Source organism: Haemophilus sputorum CCUG 13788, assembly GCF_000238795.1.
Classification (GTDB): domain Bacteria; phylum Pseudomonadota; class Gammaproteobacteria; order Enterobacterales; family Pasteurellaceae; genus Haemophilus_A; species Haemophilus_A sputorum.
This window is the reverse complement of the sequence record NZ_AFNK01000071.1, coordinates 82929-104949: the sequence shown is the minus strand read 5'-3', so window position 1 is coordinate 104949 and position 22021 is coordinate 82929. Positions and strand designations below refer to the sequence as shown.

Here is a 22021-nt window from a genome sequence, read left to right as displayed (position 1 = left end):
AATCACCCGATTAAATTTTTGGCTTATTAAATAATTAACAGGACATTTTTTGCCCTTATGAACATGAAAAATATTCGTAACTTTTCAATTATCGCGCATATCGACCACGGTAAATCAACTTTATCAGACCGTTTAATTCAAACCTGTGGTGGTTTATCTGACCGCGAAATGGCAGCGCAAGTATTAGATTCAATGGATCTTGAGCGCGAACGTGGTATTACCATCAAAGCACAAAGCGTAACCTTAAATTATAAAGCGAAAGATGGTGAAACCTATCAGCTTAACTTCATCGATACTCCAGGACACGTGGACTTTTCCTATGAAGTATCTCGTTCATTAGCGGCTTGTGAAGGCGCATTATTAGTTGTTGATGCAGGGCAAGGGGTAGAAGCGCAAACCTTAGCAAATTGCTATACCGCAATTGAAATGGATTTAGAAGTGGTGCCAATTTTAAACAAAATTGACTTACCTGCAGCCGATCCTGAACGTGTAGCGGAAGAAATTGAAGACATCGTTGGAATTGATGCAATGGAAGCGGTACGCTGTTCGGCAAAAACAGGTGTTGGTATTGAAGATGTGTTAGAAGAAATTGTTCACAAAATTCCTGCACCAGAAGGTGATCCAGAAGCACCATTACAAGCACTGATTATTGACTCTTGGTTTGATAACTATTTAGGCGTGGTGTCATTAGTTCGTGTGAAAAATGGCGTGATTAAAAAAGGCGATAAGATCAAAGTGATGAGTACAGGGCAATCGTACAATGTTGATCGTCTTGGTATTTTCACACCTAAACAAGAAGATACCACCGAACTTAAAACTGGTGAAGTGGGCTGGGTTGTTTGTGCAATTAAAGATATTTTAGGGGCACCAGTAGGGGATACCTTAACCCATCATCACAATTCAGCAACAGAAGTCCTGCCGGGCTTTAAAAAAGTTAAACCGCAAGTTTATGCAGGTTTATTCCCAATTAGCTCAGATGATTATGAAGCTTTCCGTGATGCGCTTGGCAAATTAAGTTTAAATGATGCTTCATTATTCTACGAACCAGAAAACTCCACGGCATTAGGCTTTGGTTTCCGTTGTGGTTTCTTAGGCTTATTGCATATGGAGATCATTCAAGAGCGTTTAGAGCGTGAGTATGATTTAGATCTCATTACAACAGCACCGACCGTAGTTTATGAAGTCCTACAAACCAATGGCGAAAAGGTGTATGTCGATAGCCCAGCAAAATTACCACCAATTAGCAACATTAGTGAAATTCGTGAGCCGATTGCTGAATGTAATATGCTTGTGCCACAAGAGTTTTTAGGTAATGTGATTACGCTTTGTGTGGAAAAACGTGGTGTACAAACCAACATGGTTTATCACGGTAACCAGATTGCGCTAACGTATGAAATTCCAATGGGCGAAGTGGTATTAGATTTCTTCGATCGCTTAAAATCTACCTCTCGTGGTTATGCTTCGTTAGATTATGGTTTCAAACGTTTCCAAACGGCGGATATGGTTCGCGTAGATATTATGATCAACGGCGATCGTGTTGATGCATTAGCGCTGATTGTGCATAAAGATAATGCACCATATCGCGGACGCGAATTGGTGGAAAAAATGAAAGATTTAATTCCACGCCAACAATTTGATATTGCGATTCAAGCGGCGATTGGGAACCATATTATTGCGCGTTCAACCGTAAAACAATTACGTAAAAACGTATTAGCAAAATGTTATGGTGGTGACGTAAGCCGTAAGAAAAAACTCCTTCAAAAACAAAAAGAGGGTAAAAAACGCATGAAATCACTCGGTAACGTAGAAGTTCCGCAAGAAGCGTTCTTAGCGATTCTTCATGTTGGTAAAGATTAGTGATTTAATCTGGAATTTCCCCTTATGCAAGCGGTCAGATAAGATGCAAATTTTGCAAATTGACCGCAATTTTTTGATAAAAGGAGACCCATTATGGGAGTAGTTATACCGGTAGTATTTATTGGTGTATTGTATGGAATTTGGAAATGGTTGGATTCACTACAAATTCCAAACGGCATTTCGATTATCCTTGTTGGCCTCGTGATTATTTGCGGTGGTTGCTGGTTATATGAGAAATGCAGTAGCGCTAAAGAGAAGAAAAACGGCATCAGCGAATTTTTTAGTTCGCTGTTTGGGGTGTTAACGTTAGTCACCATTTTACGTTCTTTCATTTTTGAACCCTTTCAAATCCCAAGTGGTTCAATGGAGCCTACGTTGCGTGTCGGTGATTTCTTGGTTGTGAATAAATTTTCTTATGGCATCAAAGATCCCATTTGGCAAAATACGCTAATTGAAACAGGACGTCCCGAACGTGGCGATGTAATTGTTTTTAAAACACCTAAACAAGCTTTATTAGAAAGTTCTCCACAGCAACGTTCAATTATAGCGAAAGAATTGGATGCGAAAGGCGATAATATGTCGGGTGTGGATTACATTAAGCGTATTGTCGGAATCGGTGGCGATAGAGTTAAATATGATGAAGCGAATCAATCTTTAACTGTAACGCATAAAGATGGTACGGTTAAAGTATTCCAATACGAAGGTGCAAAAGCTAATCCAGATTTCTTCTATCGTGGCGAAATGCAAATTGAGAAAACTGAAATTGGCGACATTACACATCAAATTCTCAACCACCCTAACGCATTCCATTACGCGCCTTACTTCTTCCAACAAGAAGGCCAGCCAACGAATGAATGGTTGGTGCCGGAAGGATATTATTTTGTGATGGGCGATAACCGCGATAACAGTGAAGACAGCCGTTTTTGGGGATTCGTACCAGAGAAAAATATTGTAGGTAAAGCGACATTTATTTGGTTAAGTTTAGATAAAAAACCAAATGAGTTCCCGAAAGGTTTACGTTTTGAGAGAATGTTTACCTCAATTCAATAATTAACAAGCGGTTAAATTTGCAAAATGTTTTGCAAATCTGACCGCTTTAAACCTTTGAAGGGCAAGCAATGCCCTTTGTAACAAAAACTTGGGAAATCCCAAAAAATTATGCAATTAGAACGATTACAGAAAAAATTGGGTTATCAATTTGAAACCCTTGATTACCTCACTCAAGCCTTAACCCACCGCAGTGCGGCATCAAAAAATAATGAGCGTCTTGAATTTTTGGGCGACTCCATCCTGAATTTTGCTATCGGCAAAGCGTTATTTGACCAATTTCCAAAAGCTAATGAAGGCGAGTTAAGCCGAATGCGTGCGACTTTAGTGCGTGAACACACTTTAGCAATGATTGCGCGTGAATTTAACTTAGGAGAATTTCTAAAATTAGGGCCGGGCGAGTTAAAAAGTGGAGGCCATCGTCGAGAGTCCATTTTAGCGGACTGTGTAGAAGCCATTATTGCTGCGATTTATCTTGATAAGGGAATTGAGCAAGCCATGCAGAAGGTATATGACTGGTATGCGGGATTCCTTGCAGAAATTAAACCGGGCGAAGCACAGAAAGATCCTAAAACGCGTTTACAAGAATTTTTACAAAGTCGGAAACAGCCTTTGCCAATCTATGAAGTGATTGATATTAAAGGCGAAGCGCATAATCAAACTTTTAAAGTAAGCTGCCAAGTTACCCAGCTTGATATGCTATTTATTGGTAGTGGGACAAGTCGCCGTAAAGCGGAACAAAATGCGGCGGAACAAGTGCTAGCGGCAATTACGAAAAAATAATCCATAATTGCCCGACTAAGTGGGCAATTGAATGAATAGGAATACAAAATGACAGAAAATCAAAAAACTTATTGTGGCTTTATTGCCATTGTTGGGCGTCCTAACGTAGGGAAATCGACCTTATTAAATAAAATCCTTGGGCAAAAGATCTCAATTACTTCACGTAAAGCACAAACGACTCGCCACCGTATTGTCGGCATTCATACTGAAGGCGCTTATCAAGCGATCTATGTGGATACGCCAGGGTTACATATTGAAGAAAAACGTGCAATTAACCGTTTAATGAACCGTGCAGCCAGTTCTGCTATTGGTGATGTGGATTTGATTATCTTTGTGGTTGAAGGAACCAAATGGACTGAAGATGATGAAATGGTACTAAACAAATTGCGTGCAGCCAAAGCGCCTGTTGTGTTAGCGATCAACAAAATCGACAATGTAAAAGAAAAAGATGAATTATTGCCACATATTACCGAATTATCACAAAAATTTGATTTTGTTGAGATTCTGCCGATTTCAGCTCAACGTGGTAAAAACGTTCATATTCTGCAAAAAATTGTGCGTGATTCTTTACGTGAAGGCGTTCATCATTTCCCAGAAGAATATGTAACAGATCGTAGCCAACGCTTTATGGCATCGGAAATTATTCGTGAAAAATTGATGCGTTTTACAGGAGAAGAATTACCTTATTCTGTGACGGTAGAAATTGAACAATTCAAAGTTAATGAGCGTGGTGTTTATGAAATTAACGGCTTGATTTTAGTTGAGCGCGAAGGGCAGAAAAAAATGGTGATTGGTGCTAAAGGGCAGAAGATCAAAACCATCGGTATTGAAGCGCGTGCAGACATGGAACGTTTATTTGATGCTCAAGTACACCTTGAACTTTGGGTAAAAGTAAAATCTGGTTGGGCAGATGATGAGCGTGCTTTACGTAGCCTTGGTTACATGGACGAATAGTACCCTCTGAATCGGAACTTGGTATGAATGAAAGCATTCCGTTAGAACGTGCTTTTGTGTTGCATCGACGAGAATATAGCGAAAGTAGCTTGCTCGTCGATTTCTTTACGGAGCATCATGGGCGTTTAACTTTATTGGCTAAAGGGGCAAGACGAGGGAAATCTCCGTTAAAAGCCGTATTGCAGTCTTTTACGCCTCTGCTTTTGCGTTGGACGGGAAAGGGCGAGTTGAAAACGTTAACCAAAGCGGAAGCTATTTCAATGACACTGCCGATGATGCCAATGGCTTTATATAGTGGTTTTTATGTCAATGAAGTGCTCACTCGGGTGCTAGAAAATCAAACGCCTTACCCGCAGTTATTTCAGCAGTATTTGCAATGTTTAACGAGTTTAGCGGTGCAACCTAATCAACTTGAACCGACTTTACGAACTTTCGAATTTCATACGTTAAAAGCGTTAGGCTATGGCGTTGATTTTACGCATTGTGCGGCGACTGGCGAACCTGTTTTAGCGAATATGTGGTATCAATTTCGAGAAAACGAAGGATTTATTGCTTCACTTTTACAGAACAATTTGAGTTTCTTAGGTAAAGATTTATTGGCTTTTGAAGCCTTAGATTTTAGCGAGAAATCCACACAACAAGCAGCAAAGCGGTTTACCCGAATGGTATTAAAACCTTATTTGGGCTCACAGCCATTAAAAAGTCGAGAGCTCTTTCAAACTATTTTGCCGAATAAGTTAAAAAGCGGATAACAACAGGCTTTCTAAAGCGTTTAAAAAGCGGTCTGATTTGCAAAAAATGTTGCAAATTCGACCGCTTTTTTCGCTTTCTGTGGCGCTTTGTGGTATCTTTCCAAGAATGATATTAAGAGGAAATATTTATGTCTAAACACCTCACTGAAACACGTTTTTCAGATTTACCGATTCATGAAAAAATTGTCGCTTCACTGAATCAAAGCGGCTTTGAATTTTGCACACCGATTCAGGCGAAAACATTGCCTATTACTTTATTAGGCAAAGATGTCGCAGGACAAGCGCAAACTGGTACGGGAAAAACCATGGCATTTTTAATTGCCACCGTCCATTATTTATTAACGCATCCTATTGAGAAAAAAGCCAATCAACCGCGCGCGATAATTATGTCGCCTACTCGTGAGCTGAGTATTCAAATTGCGCATGATGCTGAAAAATTACTACGTGATACTGGGCTACAATTAGCACTTGCTTATGGTGGGGAAGGGTATGATCAGCAAGTGAATACGATTACGCAAGGGGTTGATATTTTAGTAGGGACAACTGGACGCATGATTGATTATGTCAAACAAGGGATTATTAACCTTGATTGCGTACAAGTTATTGTGCTTGATGAAGCGGATCGTATGTTCGATTTAGGTTTTATTAAAGATATCCGCTATTTAATGCGTAAATCACCGAAGCCGGAACAGCGTTTGACTTTACTTTTCTCAGCTACACTTTCACCAAGAGTTAGAGAGTTAGCTTATGAAGATATGCATGAAGCGCAATATGTTGAAGTCGAACCATTGCAGCGCACAGGGCATCGCATTAAAGAAGAATTATTTTATCCATCTAATGAAGACAAAATGGCGCTTTTGCTAACCCTTTTAGAAGAAGAATGGCCAGAACGTTGTATTATTTTTAGTAATACGAAACATAAATGTGAAGAAATTTGGCGTTATTTACAAGCAGATGGGCATCGTGTTGGATTATTAACGGGAGATATCCCTCAGAAAAAACGTGTAGCGATCTTGGAAGGATTTACCGCGGGCAATGTTGATATTTTGGTTGCAACTGATGTCGCTGCGCGCGGATTGCATATTCCGCAAGTAACTCATGTATTTAACTACGATTTACCAGATGATCGAGAAGACTATGTTCATCGTATCGGGCGAACAGGGCGAGCAGGCGAGAGTGGTCATTCAATTAGTTTTGCTTGTGAACGTTATGCCGTGAACTTACCGGCGATTGAAGAATATATTGGCCATGCCATTCCGGTTAGTCAGTATGATAGCCAAGCGCTATTACATTTACCGAAAGTTTCACAACCACGGACAAGAAGTTATTCTCCAAATAAACGCAAACGTTAATAACCGCTTTATGCTTAGAAAAAGATGGATTTTAGGGATTTTGTTCTCTTTCTTGCTTAGTGCATGTGGAACAGCCAATTTGGATACTGTGTTAGAAGATTTAAATAACTTAGATAAGTTATTCGAACCAGAAGAGCGTCAAGGTGTCCCTGTTTTGAAAGAAAGTCCGCAACAAAATGCGCTGGTGAAAAAATCAAAGAAAACTCGAGCCAAACGAGTTCCTAATACGACAACAGAAAATATGGTAACAACGGTCAGATTAAATACTGCCCAATGCAGTGAACCAGATGATTGGTATTTAGACGGCTATCGGGTAGGGAAATCTTTCCGTTATCAAAAAGAGGCAATGTATCAACAGCGTGTGAACTATTGTCGCAATACGCTTTCTCATACGCATCAATACCAACAGCAGTGGGAAAACGGCTTTAAATATGGCATTAAAAAGGCATAGCCTTTTAAAACTACAAGAGAATCAATTATGGCACACTATGGCATCGCTCAAAGTAAAAATGGGCAAATTATTTCATTAAATTCTAAAATGGCAAACCGTCATGGTTTAATTACTGGTGCAACAGGAACGGGTAAAACAGTCACGTTACGCAAATTAGCAGAGGCTTTTAGTGATGATGGCGTACCAGTTTTTTTAGCAGATGTGAAAGGTGACCTTTCAGGCCTTGCACAAGCGGGCGGATTTAGTGGAAAAGTTGCAGAACGTATTAACCAATTTAATTTAGGCGGAGAGGATTATTTAAGCGGTTATCCAGTCTCTTATTGGGATGTATTTGGTGAAACAGGTATCCCATTAAGAACAACGATTTCTGAAATGGGGCCGATGTTGCTTTCTCGCTTACTTAATTTAAATGACACACAAGAAGGTTTATTAAATTTAGTTTTCCGTGTAGCTGATGATAAAGGCTTATTACTCATCGATCTGAAAGATTTGCGATCAATGCTTAAGTTTGTTGCAGATAATGCTAAAGCGTTCCAAGTGGAATATGGCAATGTTTCAGCCGCGAGTATTGGTGCGATTCAACGTGCATTATTAACCCTTGAAAATGAAGGTGCAGAGAAATTATTTGGCGAGCCAGCATTAAATTTGCAAGATTGGTTACAAACCCGAGATGGCAAAGGCGTTATCAATATTTTAAATTCAGAAAAATTAGTGAACTCTACGCGTATGTATGGTGCGTTCTTGCTTTGGTTTATGGCTGAGTTATTCGAAACGTTGCCGGAAGTAGGCGATTTAGAAAAACCGAAATTTGTACTATTTTTTGATGAAGCGCATTTATTATTTGACGGTGCGCCAAAAGTATTGGTAGATAAAATTGAGCAAGTTGTTCGCTTAATTCGTTCTAAAGGTGTGGGTGTTTATTTCGTAACACAAAATCCGCTAGATTTACCTGAATCAGTATTAGGTCAATTAGGTAACCGTATTCAGCATGCGTTAAGAGCCTTTACTCCACGCGATCAAAAAGCAGTAAAATCCGCTGCCGAAACATTCCGTGCAAACCCTGGCGTGAATGTTGTAGAAGCGATTACCACTTTAGGTGTTGGTGAAGCGCTTATCTCAATTTTAGATGAAAAAGGAATGCCAACACCAGTAGAAATTGCTATGGTTTACCCACCGAAAAGTCAGTTGGCACCATTGAGTAATGAAGAGCGAAATGCCTTAGTAAAACAAGATGATTTATATGCATATTACAGCCAATATGTTGATAATGAGTCTGCTTTTGAAGTATTAAATGGTCAGCAACAAGTGGCAACAGCAGAGAAAGTGGAAGAAGAGGATGAAGGATTCTTAGGTGGCATGCTTTCTTCAATTTTTGGTACCAAAAAGAAAAAAGAACAATCGCTAGCGGAACAAATGGTAAGTCAGGTAGCCCAACAAGTAGGACGTAATTTACGTAATCAGGTTACTAAACAGATTATGCGTGGAATTTTAGGCGCAATTACTAAGAAATAATTTTAATCGATCGAAAATAAGGAGATTGACTATGTCAGATGTATTTCATCTTAATTTAACTAAAGCGCAATTAAAAGGTGCAACATTAGCAATTGTTCCTGGAGATCCAGCTCGTAGCGAGCGCATTGCTAAACAATTAGATAATCCTGAATTTTTAGCGAGCACTCGTGAATATAACTCTTGGTTAGGTTATATCAATGGTCAGCCGATTGTGGTTTGCTCAACGGGTATTGGTGGGCCTTCAACCTCAATTTGTGTGGAAGAATTGGCTCAACTAGGTGTTCGTACTTTCTTACGTATTGGAACTACTGGTGCCATTCAACCGCATATTAACGTAGGGGATATTTTAATCACTACTGCTTCAGTTCGTTTAGATGGTGCAAGTCAACATTTTGCCCCATTAGCGTATCCAGCGGCGGCAAACTTTGAATGTACAACGGCACTCTACCAAGCAGCAAAACAAAAAGGCGTAACGCCTTATGTTGGTATTACAGCATCATCAGATACATTCTACCCAGGTCAAGAACGTTATGACACTTATAGTGGTAAAGTTTATAAAGACTATCAAGGCTTGTTAAAACTGTGGCAAGATCTCAACGTAATGAACTACGAAATGGAGTCTGCAACTTTATTTACGATGTGTGCGGCTTTAGGCTTAAAAGCGGGTATGGTTGCAGGCGTGATTGTTAACCGTACTCAGCAAGAAATCCCAAATGAAGCGACAATGAAAGAAACTGAAGAAAAAGCAGTTTCTGTTGTTGTAGAAGCTGCAAAACAGCTATTGGGTTAACTTGAAATAACCGTTTGCAGTTTATTGCAAGCGGTTATTTTTTTCTTAAAATTTGCAAAAGGAATTTATTGATTAAGGAATGAGCATGAAAAAGAATTTAATATTGGCTTTGATCACAACCGTTTTATCAGCGACATTTGTTACAGAAGTATCAGCGATGTCAAGAGACACTCCAGAGATTATCCTCTCCGTTTTTGATAAAAGACAAAATCCCTCTCCAGATTTACATAAAAAAGAAATTTCTCGTTCAAATAAAAATGAGTTAGTGTGCTGGGTGGCGACAGGGATATTTGATGAGCAGGAAATTGTCACTGAAACTCTTGAAGCTGAAGGAATACATGAATTGTCTACAGATGATTTGAAAAACGCCAAATTGGTTTCATCTCCAGATAAAAAAGTCAATTCAGTTACTTATACTAATCCAAGAAAGACTCCGAATACAATGTCAAATTGTTGGGAATTTGAGCCGCAAGATCCGATTGGTAAATATGTTCTTACTGTGAAAATTGGTAAACATGAATTGGAAAAACAAGTTTTCTATGTTGGGAAATAATTTCTACCATTACAACTGCCATGTTTTAGATTTTCACAATCTATACATGGCTTTTTTTATTATCTTTCTTTAAGCGTAGTATTTCACTTTGGCAGATTTGGCTAAATTCATGCATTAGCGTAAATAATTGGGTCGTTTTTTCTTCACCAAAAGTTGCTAGTGCATTATCACACAATAGATTAGTATTCTGCATGACAGGTTCAGCTTGTATTTTACCTGAATCAGTTAAGCACATGATTCGTTCACGTTTGTCTGTTTCACTTATTTTAAATTCAATCCAGCCTCTTTCTCGATAATCTTTACAAATATTAAATACAGTTTGTTTTGGGAGGTAGTGAATATCGCAAATTTCCTTTTGTGTACATTGCTGATTAGGGGTAGAAGCAAGCGTATAGAGTACAGCAAAATGTGCATAGCTTAGTCCTAATTCGCTAATCCAACTGTCCATTACAGCATCTATTTCCCCAATATGTTTCCCGATAAGATCAAAACTATACATTAACATTCCTTACTCTTTTTGTATTCAATAAAATTGTAGCATGTTTATATAATCAAATAAATAGTCTTAAAATTTACTTGTTTTTGATTTTCAAATGGATTAGACTTTTTGGATTAGTAATTTTTAGGACTTTTATGGCGTTATGTGGAGAATGTTAACAAATATAGCTAAAACTCATCAAAGAAAATTATTGGTGACTTTGGGCTTAGTTGGAGCAGAAAATCTATTATTAATGATTTATCCAGTTTTTGGTGGATGGGTTATTAATGCGGTTATAGACGGCAATATTTTTCAATCATTAATGTATGGTTTAGTTGTGCTATTGATGTGGATGATAGGTGCATTACGGCGGGCAGTAGATACCCGCACTTTTACAAAAATCTATACTCAAATTGCTGTTCCTGTAGTATTAGAACAACGAGAAAAGCAAATATTACATTCGGCAATTACTGCTCGGGTAGCGCTGTCTAGAGAATTTGTTAATTTCTTTGAAGAACATTTACCAATTGCAGCAACGTCTATTGCTTCTATTTTGGGTGCTTGTGTAATGTTACTTGTTTTAGAGTTCTGGGCAGGTGTATTGGCTTTAATTATTTTGGCATTGTTTAGTTGGTTACTCCCTAGTTTTGTAGCAATGAGTGAATCACTTTACTTTCGTTTAAATAATCGATTAGAAAAAGATAATTACTTTATTAAGGAAGGAAAATCTAATCAGCTTTGGCGGCATTATGATTTAATGGCACGTTTTCGGATATTGATTTCTAATCGAGAGGCAATCGGGTATTTAGCTGTTGGCATTGCCATGAGTATACTTTTTGGATTTGCTTTTTCATGGATGGCGATTCAAGGCAATGTAAATGCTGGGCATATTTATTCAGTTAGCACTTATCTATGGATGTTTGCGATGAGCTTAGATGATGTCCCGAGATTAGTTGAACAATATTCTAACTTAAAGGATATTAGCGAAAGAGTGAATTTAGTAAAAGAATAAAAGAAAATAACCGCTTGAGATTATTTATATAGCTGTTACTGGTAAAGCAAAATAGAATATGACCATGTTAGAGAAGGCATATTCCAGAAACATGGTCATTTTAAGATGAAAAATTATTTTTTAACGTAGAAAACTTGTTTTTCTAATTCTTTTTCACCAATTTTAACGGTAAGAACATATTTACCGATAGGATCTTGATTGTCTAATAACCAACAGTTCATCATATATTTACCGTTTTCTATTGTTGGGCGAGTATAGGTGATGGTATGAACTTTTTTATCTGATGATGAAACTACTTTAGCGCCCTCAATGTTGTTTATGGTAAATTTCATTTTTGCTGGCGAGTGGAATATTTCTTTTACGGTTTCTTGTTCTGCAAATGTGCCCGTTGCCACCCAGCAGATTTGCTCATTTTTATTTGAACGAGAGAGTTCTTTTTTGTTTAAATCTGGAGATGGATCTTGTGTTTTATCGAAAACAGAGAGATAAATCGTTGGCAGAGCAGCATTTTCTGATTTATCTTCTTGAGTTGATGTTGATGCGGCAAAGGTTGCTGATGAAATCATTGCGACTAAAGCAAATGTGGAGATTTTTTTCATGTTAATTCCTTAGTTAATGAATAGATTTATTAGCCTACATATTATACCGATACAATTCATTTCTGCTACTATTAAATAGTCATTTTTGCTAATAGGAGAAACTAAGTAAATTGAATAGCAACTAGGTAAAATTTAATGAAAAAATGGCTAATTTGATGGAGAATAACAAGATGAAATCGTTAATTTTTTATAAAACCTAAATAATGTGTTTTTTAACTAAATTGCTTAAAAAAATCGGTAAGTGGCTGCTAATCTTTCTACTTTTTGTTTTCTCTTATCTTTTAGCCGCTTGGATTTTCGCTTCGTTACCGGTTAATCAGGCGCAGCCAAAAGGGGAAATTACGCTATTTTTAGTCAGTAATGGCGTTCATACTGATGTGGTTATGCCCTTGAAAAATGAGATTTTTGATTGGACTAGTGTTGTAAATCCAGTCGATACTATTACTGATGATGCCAATGTAGCCTATGTCGGGTTAGGATGGGGGGAGCGTAATTTTTATTTGTACACGCCAGAATGGAAAGATTTAAGTGTATCTAATGCACTTGGGGCATTAAGTGGGTTAAATCGCACACTGATTCATATCACATATTATAACTTTGAACCAAAAGAAGATGATTATATCGTGAAATTTTCTGCTACTTCTGAGCAATATCAACGGTTAACAAAATTGCTATCGGAGAGTTTTAAGCAAGAAGATGGGAAAACTATCTTACTTAAAGGTATTCATTATCAGTCTAATGATGCTTTTTACGAAGCGAAAGGGCGTTATCATTTATTTAATACTTGCAATACTTGGTTAAATGACCGATTAGTAGAAAGTGGGCTGAAAGGTGTTTATTGGACGCCATTTTCCTCACCATTGCTAGATTTGTATCGGTAGTTTCTAGTTTTCAAGCTAGCCTAATAGACCGAGCTGCTTGTAGTAGAGGTGGAGAAAAAGCAAAATAAAAAAGCAGATCACAATGATCTGCTTTTTTGTATTCTCTAGAGAAAATTAAGCGTTACCGCCAGTGATTTTTGCAACTTCTGCTGCGAAATCTTCTTCAACTTTCTCGATACCTTCACCAACTTCTAAACGGATGAAGTTAGAAACTTTAGTATTTACAGATTTTAAGTAGTCACCTACAGATTGTGAAGGATCCATTACAAATGCTTGACCGGTTAATGAAACTTCACCGGTGAATTTCTTCATACGGCCTTCAACCATTTTTTCTGCGATTTCTTTTGGTTTACCAGAGTTGATTGCGATGTCAATTTGGATTTGACGTTCGTGTTCTACTACATCTGCAGAAACATCTTCTGGGTTAACGAATTCTGGTTTAGAAGCAGCAACGTGCATTGCAACTTTTTTCAATTCATCTTCAGAACCTTCACCAGCAACTAATACACCGATTTTTGCACCGTGTAAGTATTGTGCGATTACTTGGCCTTCTAAGTATTGAACACGGCGGATATCCATGTTTTCACCGATTTTTGCTACTAATGCAGCACGTTTTTCTTCAAATTGTGCTTTTAATGCATCGATAGTGGTGCCTTTGTTTGCTGCAGCAAAATCAACAACTTCGTTTGCTAAGCCTAAGAAGCCAGCATCTTTTGCTACGAAGTCAGTTTCACAGTTCATTTCAACTAATACGCCGAAACCTGCGCCAACGCGTGCAACGATTACGCCTTCAGCTGCTACACGACCAGCTTTTTTAGCTGCTTTAGCTTGACCTGATTTACGCATGTTGTCGATTGCTAATTCGATATCACCGTTTGCTTCTACTAACGCTTTTTTACATTCCATCATGCCAGCGCCAGTACGCTCACGAAGTTCTTTTACTAATGATGCTGTAATTTCAGCCATTTTAATATCCTCAGAATAAATTTAGATAAGAAAACAGGGACGATATTTTGCCCCTGTTTTTGGTAAATGAAGGGCTAAAGCCTCAGAATTATTCAGCTGCTAATTCAGCTTCAACGTTTGAACCTTTACCTTCTTTGATTGCAGCTACAGCTGAATCTAAGTAAAGTTGGATCGCACGAGTTGCGTCATCGTTACCAGGAATGATGTAGTTTACGCCATCCGGTGTAGAGTTGGTATCAACGATAGCAAATACAGGAATACCTAAGTTGTTTGCTTCTTTGATTGCGATATGTTCGTGGTCTGCACCGATTACAAAAATTGCATCAGGTAAGCCGTTCATATCTTTGATACCGCCTAAGCTTAACTCTAATTTTTCTAACTCACGGGTACGCATTAACGCTTCTTTTTTAGTGATTTTGTCAAAAGTACCGTCTTGAGTTTGAGCTTCTAAATCTTTTAAACGTTTGATTGATTGACGAACAGTTTTCCAGTTAGTCAACATACCACCTAACCAACGGTGGTTAACGTAGAATTGTTGGCATTCTACTGCTGCTGCTTTAACTGCTTCAGATGCTGCACGTTTTGTACCAACGAATAATACTTTACCGTTGTTGCTTGAAATGCGAGTTAACTCAGCTAATGCTTCGTTGAATAATGGTAAAGTTTTTTCTAAGTTGATTACGTGAACACCGTTACGCGCACCGAAAATGAATGGTTTCATTTTTGGGTTCCAGTAACGAGTTTGGTGACCATAGTGAACGCCCGCGTTAAGCATATCGCGCATAGAAACTTGTGCCATAAGAATTTTCCTTTTATGTTGTTTGCCTTGCCACTTATGAAAGACAAGACGGGGTTTAGCCTCCACATATCCTAGAAAATCAACGATTTCTCGCACCCCAATCTCTAGCTGATGATATGTGTGTGTTTTAGTGTTAAAAAATAAATCCTGTTTAACGTCTATTAGATAGACGAAAAACGGGCGAAATTATGCCAAAAAAACAACCAAAAATCTAGTATAAATTTGCAAGCGGTCGAAAAAATTTGACCGCTTGTAAAAACTAAATCGCATAAGCGCATTCATAACGAGGCTTACCTAACATGAGCTGTTTATTATGGAAACTTTGTAAGGTACCACGATGACCAACACTGATGATAATACTCTCCGGCAACCAATGTTTTACGGTTCGATAAAGCACCGCCTCAGTTGGTTCATCTAAGGCAGAAGTGGTTTCATCTAGGAAAATCAATTTAGGTTTCGCTAGAATAATACGCACGAACGCAACACGTTGTAATTCACCGGGAGAGAGTGTTGCTTGCCAATCAGTCTCGATATCAAGTGCGTGTGTATATTTATCTAATGCACACACTTCCATCGCTTGCTTAATTTCAAAATCAGTTGCTTCAAGGTGAGGGTAGCAAATTGCCTCACGTAAGGTGCCTTGTGGCATATAAGGTCGCTGAGGTAAGAACAATTGCGAATCAGTACAAGTATGTTCAGCCTCACCAAACGTTTCAAACGGGTAGATACCTGCAAGTGCCTTTAACAAGGTCGTTTTACCGGCACCTGAGGCGCCTTGAATCAGCAATGCATCTCCTGCTTGTAACTCAATATTGATATCTTGTAGTAGCACTTTACCTTCAACATCTTTTAACCCAAAATTTTTAAGATGGAAGCCATTTGCACAAGGCATAGGTTTCTTTTCTGGTAGTGCATCTAGGTTATCTAAGGTTGTAAAAAAGCCATAAAGACGATTTAACCTGGCTTGATAAAGGGTAAATTCCTCATAAAACAGGCGGAAAAATGAGAGCGCGCGCATTAAACGGTTAAATGATTGAACCGTTTGGTGCATATCCCCAAGGCTGGCACTACCTGCAAAGAAGCGCGGCGCTTGTAGCATCAGCGGCAGGATCATTGCGATTTGCGTGACCCCAGTATTAAATCCATCTAATCCCAACATTTTGCGCACAATTTTCCAACGATTTTGAATAATTGCCTCAAATTTATGTTGCAAATGCGTCTGTTCTTTCTCTTCGCCTGAATAAAACGCGATACTTTCAGCGTTATCTTGAACACGAATCAGAGAATAACGATAATCCCCTTGTAGTTTTTCTTTATTAAAGTTGAGATTGATCAGTGGGCGACCAATCCAAATTGACAAGGTAGTAGCAATCAAAATAAAAAGATAGATAAAGAACACGACGCCTTTTGGTATTTCAAGGCCAAATAGCGGAAGAATACCTGAAAGCCCCCAAAGAATAATGGTAAATTCAATTGTCGCAACCACCGAATTAACGACACCGCGCACCATTTCAATGGTTCCTGAAATGAATGCTGTGGCATCTTGTTCAATACGTTGGTCGATGTTATCTGGTAATTCTTTCTCATATTGAACACGAAAGTAATTTTTGTTGTTTAACCAACGCAATAACATCTCTTTATTTAAACTTTCCAGCCATCGAATTTCAACCATTTGGGTCAGAAAATAGTTGAGAATAGAGTGAATGATTTTAGTGATGACTAAAAGTGCATTGATGCCCGCAAAGAACCAAAAGGCACTGGCATCTTTGTCTTGCAAGGATTTATATAATCCGTTGTAAAAAAAAGAATTAAGCACGCTAATGCGCACTTCAAGTAACACCATTAAGAGAAGTAATAATGCCAAGACGATGGCTTTAGGTTGATTAGCTTTTTGCCAACAAGGGCGGGTAATATGCCAGAATTTCTGCCCGAAGGGTGTTTGGCGGATTAGATAAGCGCTAATCACTAGCCCACATGAGGCATAAATAAGCGCCATTATCAGCCAAGAAAAACTTTGGTTGAGTTCAGTTTGCCAATTCATGAATGGTAGAATGTTAGATAAAATCTCTATGACAAAAGGTGCGCGCGAGGCACACCTTCTTGATTACGATGCAAGCGGTCGAATTTTCGTAAAAATTTACCAAAATGAGACCGCTTGTTTTTTTATGTTTAGAATGAATATTCCATATTTGCCCAGTAAGTACGTGGCATACCTAACACCGCAAAGCTGCGGTCATATTGTCCACGTTGAACTTGCCAGTAGTGTTTGTTGAAGGCATTTTCAACGCCACCACGGAAAGTTAGGCTTTGTTTATCACCCATTTTTACTACATATTTTGCGCCGAAATCTACAGTGGTGTAAGAAGGCAATTTGTAGTTTGCAGCTGTATCTTGGTAAGAGCTACCGTAGTATTGTAGTGCTGCATTTAAGGTTAAGTTTGGTACAAATGCAGGATCCCATTCAATAGCAGATTTCGCAATCCAGCGTGGGCTGGTTACTTGTACACCGTTAATAATCGTGTCTTTAAAGGTTGGGAAATCAAATACTTTCGCTTGGTTATATGCCATGCCGATAGATGGACGTAGGCTATTGTTTAACAAGCTTGCATAGGCATTGAATTCTACGCCACGATTACGTTCTTTTCCGTGTTCTTTACCTGCCAGTGATTTCATCGCCTTGGTATTACCACGAATGATGCCTGGACGACGGATTTCATAAACGCTTAAAGTGGTGGTTAGCCATTCATCCCAGTTTTTACGTACACCGACTTCAAGTTGTTTACTCACGCGTGGGCTATTCATTTCCCCAGTTTCTGGATCGGCATTACCTGGTTCTAAATCTTCTAAATAGTTACTGTAGAAAACGGTATCTGGATTTACACTATATGCTAATGCCACCATTGGGCTGAAACGGTTAGCTGTTAATTTTGTGCCATCAGTTTTGTCTAATTGCTTAATCCATTGGAAACGTCCACCCAGGGTTAAGCGAAGGCTATCTTCTATAAAACCAAGTGTGTCAGCAAACGCAAAGCTGCGAGCGGTAAGTTTGCTGTCGGTGTTTTGAGTGGTTGGCGCTAAACTAAAGCTTGAAGCAAGATTGCCAAAAGTTGGTGAATAAATAGAACCGCCAGAAATACGACCATTGGTTTTTGCACTATTATCGTGGTCACGTTGACGAACCACTTGATCATAAGAAAGGTTCCAGTTGTGAGAAACTAGGCCCGTAGCTAATTCACCTTGTAATTTCAGGTTGCCACTGGTTGTGCGGGTGCGGAAATCAAAGCCACGAATACCCGTTACATCAAAATTACCATTTTGTTTAATTGAAGTGATTTGACCAAATGCACCATCGTATCTTGATTCCATATGACCTAAACCACCTGAAAGCATCATGTTGTATGGTAAATCATATTCAAAGGTTCCCATCACAGTTTCATCACGCGTTGTTTGACCAATCCATGCTGGGTTTAAGTTAGTTTTGCCATTAGGGGCAGAAGGTACGGTATAGCTTAAGTATTGCAAGCACCTTCTGGCGGAGTAAGGTTATTCGTTAATTTTTGAATATCCTCTAAATCTCGGCCGGCTTCATCATGCTCAGATTCCATCACTGAAATTGGCATTGCAGCCATTGGGCCTCGACCAGATTTAATCAATGGGAATAACACTTGCTCTTCTTTCATCATATGATTTGTTAAATCATCATAAACTTTACGCACAATATAAGCTAAACCTTTCGGGCAGTTAGGATGATCTTGATGTACGCTTTCTACTTTTTCCGCCATCATAATCAGATCCGGTAATTGCTCACGGTGCGTGTTGTGATAACGCGGAATAATAAAATCAACAATTTCCGCTAACGGAGCTTCAGACCAGTTACGGGTTGATTCACTTGGCTGTTCCGCAATTACAGCAAGAGAAGCTTCAATCACGCTTACATCTAATCCTTTAGCTTGCGCTGCAGCAGCTAAAGTTTGTTTTCCACCACAGCAGAAATCCAACCCTAATTTTAAAAATAGAGAAGTTGAACGAGGTAATTTGGTGGCAATTTCACCTAAAGTTAAATCTTGATAGGACATAATCAGCTCCATAAAAGAAAGGAAAAATAGTTGAGTTATATATAAGGATTTTACGCCGAGAGGAAGAAAGAGAGAATAATCAAAAATGGGTATGTGTTCGTATTCTTTATTGACTAAAACGGATAATTTTGGAGTGAAATTCATAAACTTCAAACAATTTTAGAATTGCTATTGTCATTTTAATCTTAATGTTATATAAATTTGACTTAGACAATTACTATAATAAAAAATTCATGTTTAACGTATATTTTAAGGATTAAAATATGGACGAAACTTCTTCTTGCTATATTCAAACTCAATCATACTACGCCCATTCTGCGCAAGATAAACATCTTGACGGCACGTTCCACCTAACCATCCTAATGTGTGCCAAACACCGCAGCCAAAAGTTCGATGAGAGCCGAGGTCGTCTGAAAAACGGTAAATCCTACCGCGTCATCGCCACTTCATTAATTGAAGCCGGTGTGGATGTGGATTTCCCGCTGGTAATGCGTGCCGAAGCAGGCTTAGACAGCGTTGCCCAAGCCACCGTTATGCGCTTGACCGCTGACAACTTTTCAGACGACCTCATTCCACAGATTTTCGACTTTTCAACACTTCAAGCTAATTTATATAGCTTGTTCGTTAAATTTTGCGCGTTTTGAATTTGGAGAATCGATGTGAATTTCAACTATATAGCCCATGTCCGCAAAGCAGACGGGCAACCGCAATCTTTGCAAACCCATCTGACGGAAACCTCCGAGATCGCCAAATTATTGGCAGCCAAGCTGGATTTGGAGCAGGAGGGCGAGTTACTCGGACTCATGCACGATTTCGGCAAATATTCTCACAAATTCCAAAAATATATCCACGATGAAACTGGGTTGTTCAATCCTGACTTGGATGATGAAGAAAGTACGCCGAACGGCAGTAAAGTGGATCATTCCACCGCCGGTGCACAATGGGTTTACCGCGAATTGAGAAAAATTGGTGCAGAGCAGGGCATCGGCGAATTGTTCGGACAAATGCTGGGTTTATGCATAGCATCACACCACGGTGAAGGCTTGATTGACTGTTTGGATGGAGAGGGTAATCCGAAATGGATTGAGCGGTTTAATAAAACTGATGAACTGACGCATTTGGCAGAATGCGAGCAAAATGCCGATGAAGTCGTTCAGCAAAAAGCACATGAATTGGCAGGAGAAAACCTGATTCGCAACCTGCTCAAAGCAGTAAAACTGATACTTTCCGATTCAACGACTAATGACAAAATTAAAGAATTCTATCTCGGCTGCCTGACCCGCTTTTTATTCAGCTGCCTGATTGATGCCGATCGTATCAACAGTTCGGATTTTGAACGGGAAGCGCAAAAAGAAGTCCGTCGCTTGACGGAAAAACCTGATTGGCAAATGGTGATTGATCAAGTGGAAGCCAAATTAGCAGGTTTTCAAAACCGTTATCCTATTGACGAAATCCGCCGTCGAATTTCCAGCGACTGTCTAAAAAGAGCGGTCGACCCTCAAGGTATTTATACACTCACAGTGCCGACCGGCGGCGGTAAAACATTGGCCAGTCTGCGCTATGCCCTTCATCATGCGCAAAAGCACAATCTAGATCGCATCATCTACATCATTCCCTATACTTCCATCATCGATCAAAACGCCCAAGTCGTACGCGAAATTCTTGGCGAAGATTGGGTACTGGAACATCATTCTAATCTAGAACCCGAAAAGCAAAGCTGGCAGGACAAACTGCTGTGCGAAAACTGGGATAAACCCATTGTCTTCACCACGATGGTGCAGTTTCTAGATGCGTGGTTCGGCGGCGGTACGCGCGGCGCGCGCCATATCCACCCCATGACCAATAGCGTTTTGATTTTTGATGAAATTCAAACTTTGCCGGTGAAATGCGTCCATCTGTTTTGCAACGTATTAAATTGGCTAACGAAATTCGGTAAAAGCACGGCGGTTTTGTGTACGGCGACGCAGCCTTTGCTCGGCGAATTGGGTTTGCAGAATTTTCCTGAAGATAAAAGGGGAGCCATTACCGCACGTGGTTTGTTAAGATTGCCTGAAAACGCTGAAATCATGGGCAAGTATCAGGATTTAGATAAATTATTTGCTGATTTATCACGCGTAGAAATCCGATTCAACGAAAAATCAGGCGGTTGGAATGTGGAAGAAGCAGGCACATTTTTGCTGGAACAATTTCAGACGACCCCAAGCTGCCTGTTTATCGTCAATACAAAAAAATGGGCGCAGGAGCTTTATCAATATTGCCAAAAGCAGAATGTGCCGCCAGAGGCCTTGTTTCATTTAAGCACCCACCAATGCGCGGCGCACCGCAAAGCGATTTTTGACACTATCAAAGCTCGTCTAGAAAACAAAGAACCAGTTATCTGCATCAGCACCAAGTTGATTGAAGCAGGCGTGGATATTTCCATGGCTTGCGTGATTCGTGCTTTGGGCGGATTGGACAGCATTGCCCAAGCGGCGGGGCGTTGCAACCGGCATAAAGAAGTAGATAAAGGATTGGTTTATGTATTGAATTTACAGGAGACAGATTTCTCACAGATACTTCCTGACATTGCAGTTGGGAAGGAAAAAGCGGCAACTATTTTCAGAGAGTTTGAAGAAAAAGATATATTACAGCCCAAAGCCATGAGTCGATATTTTGAGCTTTATTTTTATAATCGTAGCGATGAGATGGTATATCTCATAAATGAAAAAGACAAAAATGATGGTTTACTGCACTGGTTAAGCGATAACTGCTTCAATGCCGGAGCAAAATTTAAAGGCTATTTCAAGAATGATATTTTGAGAAAGCGTGATTTATATCCGTTACTTATGCAGTCCTTTAAAAGTGCAGGACGTATTTTCCAAGTTATTGATGCTCCAACCCGCTCCGTGATTGTGCCGTATGGTAAAGGCAAGGAATACATCACTACTTTATGTGGGGCGTGGGATGTAAAAGAGATGAGTGAAGCAAAGAAAAAAGCCCAGTCTTACAGCGTGAACGTCTTTCCAAAAGTGTGGAATAAGTTACAAGAGAAAAAAGCTCTGCATGAAACCATTAAAGGTTCGGGCATTTATTATCTAGATGAATGCCATTACAACAATGAATTCGGCTTGTCTTTAGATAAGATAAGCGAAATGACTTGCTATATATCTTAAGGAGTAA

General features: G+C 39.2%; 19 protein-coding genes and 2 pseudogenes. 14 read left to right on the top strand and 7 right to left on the bottom strand.

All coding sequences use genetic code 11. From position 1 onward, the window contains the following. Positions 1 to 63 precede the first annotated feature (63 nt). The 10 genes from lepA (at position 64) to HSP_RS0108585 (ending at position 10051) form a co-directional block, all read left to right on the top strand. Positions 64 to 1857 (top strand): translation elongation factor 4, encoded by a 1794-nt coding sequence (gene lepA, locus HSP_RS0108630; RefSeq protein WP_010129889.1) that lies wholly within the window; start codon positions 64 to 66, stop codon positions 1855 to 1857. A 93-nt stretch (positions 1858 to 1950) separates the two neighbouring features. After that, a complete protein-coding gene (gene lepB / locus HSP_RS0108625; RefSeq protein ID WP_007524376.1) occupies positions 1951 to 2907 on the top strand; it encodes a signal peptidase I in 957 nt (318 codons plus the stop codon). A gap of 108 nt (positions 2908 to 3015) precedes the next feature. Next, positions 3016 to 3687, top strand: coding sequence for a ribonuclease III (rnc, locus tag HSP_RS0108620; RefSeq protein ID WP_007524262.1), 672 nt, complete (start codon positions 3016 to 3018; stop codon positions 3685 to 3687). A gap of 48 nt (positions 3688 to 3735) precedes the next feature. Then, the gene (gene era, locus HSP_RS0108615; protein ID WP_007524849.1) at positions 3736 to 4641 is read left to right on the top strand and encodes a GTPase Era; all 906 of its coding nucleotides are present in this window, start codon (positions 3736 to 3738) and stop codon (positions 4639 to 4641) included. A gap of 23 nt (positions 4642 to 4664) precedes the next feature. Beyond that, positions 4665 to 5393, top strand: coding sequence for a DNA repair protein RecO (gene recO / locus HSP_RS0108610; protein ID WP_007524640.1), 729 nt, complete (start codon positions 4665 to 4667; stop codon positions 5391 to 5393). A 128-nt stretch (positions 5394 to 5521) separates the two neighbouring features. Next, positions 5522 to 6745, top strand: coding sequence for an ATP-dependent RNA helicase RhlB (gene rhlB / locus HSP_RS0108605; protein WP_007524614.1), 1224 nt, complete (start codon positions 5522 to 5524; stop codon positions 6743 to 6745). A 10-nt stretch (positions 6746 to 6755) separates the two neighbouring features. Then, entirely contained in the window at positions 6756 to 7196 is a 441-nt protein-coding gene (locus HSP_RS0108600) for a hypothetical protein (protein ID WP_029495359.1), read from the top strand. A 27-nt stretch (positions 7197 to 7223) separates the two neighbouring features. Further along, positions 7224 to 8708 carry a helicase HerA-like C-terminal domain-containing protein gene (locus tag HSP_RS0108595; RefSeq protein ID WP_007524575.1) on the top strand — a complete coding sequence of 495 codons (1485 nt, stop codon included), beginning with the start codon at positions 7224 to 7226 and terminating at the stop codon, positions 8706 to 8708. A gap of 31 nt (positions 8709 to 8739) precedes the next feature. Continuing rightward, positions 8740 to 9498 (top strand): uridine phosphorylase, encoded by a 759-nt coding sequence (gene udp, locus HSP_RS0108590; RefSeq protein ID WP_007524307.1) that lies wholly within the window; start codon positions 8740 to 8742, stop codon positions 9496 to 9498. Positions 9499 to 9583: 85 nt separating this feature from the next. Further along, the gene (locus HSP_RS0108585) at positions 9584 to 10051 is read left to right on the top strand and encodes a hypothetical protein (protein WP_007524532.1); all 468 of its coding nucleotides are present in this window, start codon (positions 9584 to 9586) and stop codon (positions 10049 to 10051) included. A gap of 40 nt (positions 10052 to 10091) precedes the next feature. On the opposite strand, the gene HSP_RS0108580 is transcribed toward HSP_RS0108585, so the two are convergent. Further along, on the bottom strand, positions 10092 to 10550 hold the full coding sequence (locus HSP_RS0108580; RefSeq protein WP_007525552.1) for a MarR family winged helix-turn-helix transcriptional regulator: 459 nt from the start codon (positions 10548 to 10550) through the stop codon (positions 10092 to 10094). Positions 10551 to 10701: 151 nt separating this feature from the next. Between HSP_RS0108580 and HSP_RS0108575 the strand changes: the two genes are divergently transcribed. Then, positions 10702 to 11541 carry an ABC transporter six-transmembrane domain-containing protein gene (locus HSP_RS0108575; protein ID WP_010129888.1) on the top strand — a complete coding sequence of 280 codons (840 nt, stop codon included), beginning with the start codon at positions 10702 to 10704 and terminating at the stop codon, positions 11539 to 11541. Between the two features lie 113 nt (positions 11542 to 11654). Here the strand turns inward: HSP_RS0108575 and HSP_RS0108570 are convergent, their stop codons facing one another. Further along, positions 11655 to 12140, bottom strand: a complete 486-nt coding sequence (locus tag HSP_RS0108570) for a hypothetical protein (protein ID WP_007525212.1) — start codon at positions 12138 to 12140, stop codon at positions 11655 to 11657. Between the two features lie 203 nt (positions 12141 to 12343). Between HSP_RS0108570 and HSP_RS0108565 the strand changes: the two genes are divergently transcribed. Then, positions 12344 to 13021 (top strand): TIGR02117 family protein, encoded by a 678-nt coding sequence (locus tag HSP_RS0108565; protein ID WP_007525373.1) that lies wholly within the window; start codon positions 12344 to 12346, stop codon positions 13019 to 13021. 114 nt (positions 13022 to 13135) lie between these two features. Here the strand turns inward: HSP_RS0108565 and tsf are convergent, their stop codons facing one another. The 5 genes and pseudogenes from tsf to ytfE form a co-directional block, all read right to left on the bottom strand. Further along, positions 13136 to 13987: a translation elongation factor Ts gene (tsf, locus tag HSP_RS0108560; RefSeq protein ID WP_007524524.1), complete on the bottom strand. Its 852-nt coding sequence runs from the start codon at positions 13985 to 13987 to the stop codon at positions 13136 to 13138. Between the two features lie 88 nt (positions 13988 to 14075). Continuing rightward, positions 14076 to 14786: a 30S ribosomal protein S2 gene (rpsB, locus tag HSP_RS0108555; RefSeq protein WP_007524596.1), complete on the bottom strand. Its 711-nt coding sequence runs from the start codon at positions 14784 to 14786 to the stop codon at positions 14076 to 14078. 259 nt (positions 14787 to 15045) lie between these two features. After that, positions 15046 to 16827, bottom strand: coding sequence for an ABC transporter ATP-binding protein/permease (locus HSP_RS0108550; protein ID WP_007525157.1), 1782 nt, complete (start codon positions 16825 to 16827; stop codon positions 15046 to 15048). A 128-nt stretch (positions 16828 to 16955) separates the two neighbouring features. After that, positions 16956 to 18308: pseudogene (locus HSP_RS11005) on the bottom strand (TonB-dependent siderophore receptor); the annotation flags it as partial. After that, positions 18296 to 18862, bottom strand: coding sequence for an iron-sulfur cluster repair protein YtfE (gene ytfE / locus HSP_RS0108540; protein ID WP_010129884.1), 567 nt, complete (start codon positions 18860 to 18862; stop codon positions 18296 to 18298). The gene ytfE and the pseudogene HSP_RS11005, both read right to left, overlap by 13 nt. A gap of 326 nt (positions 18863 to 19188) precedes the next feature. Here ytfE and HSP_RS11550 point away from each other — a divergent pair. Both HSP_RS11550 and HSP_RS0108530 read left to right on the top strand, forming a co-directional pair. Continuing rightward, positions 19189 to 19389 (top strand): annotated as a pseudogene (locus tag HSP_RS11550) (hypothetical protein); the annotation flags it as partial. Positions 19390 to 19521: 132 nt separating this feature from the next. Beyond that, positions 19522 to 22014 (top strand): CRISPR-associated helicase/endonuclease Cas3, encoded by a 2493-nt coding sequence (locus tag HSP_RS0108530; protein WP_010129883.1) that lies wholly within the window; start codon positions 19522 to 19524, stop codon positions 22012 to 22014. Positions 22015 to 22021: the final 7 nt, after the last annotated feature.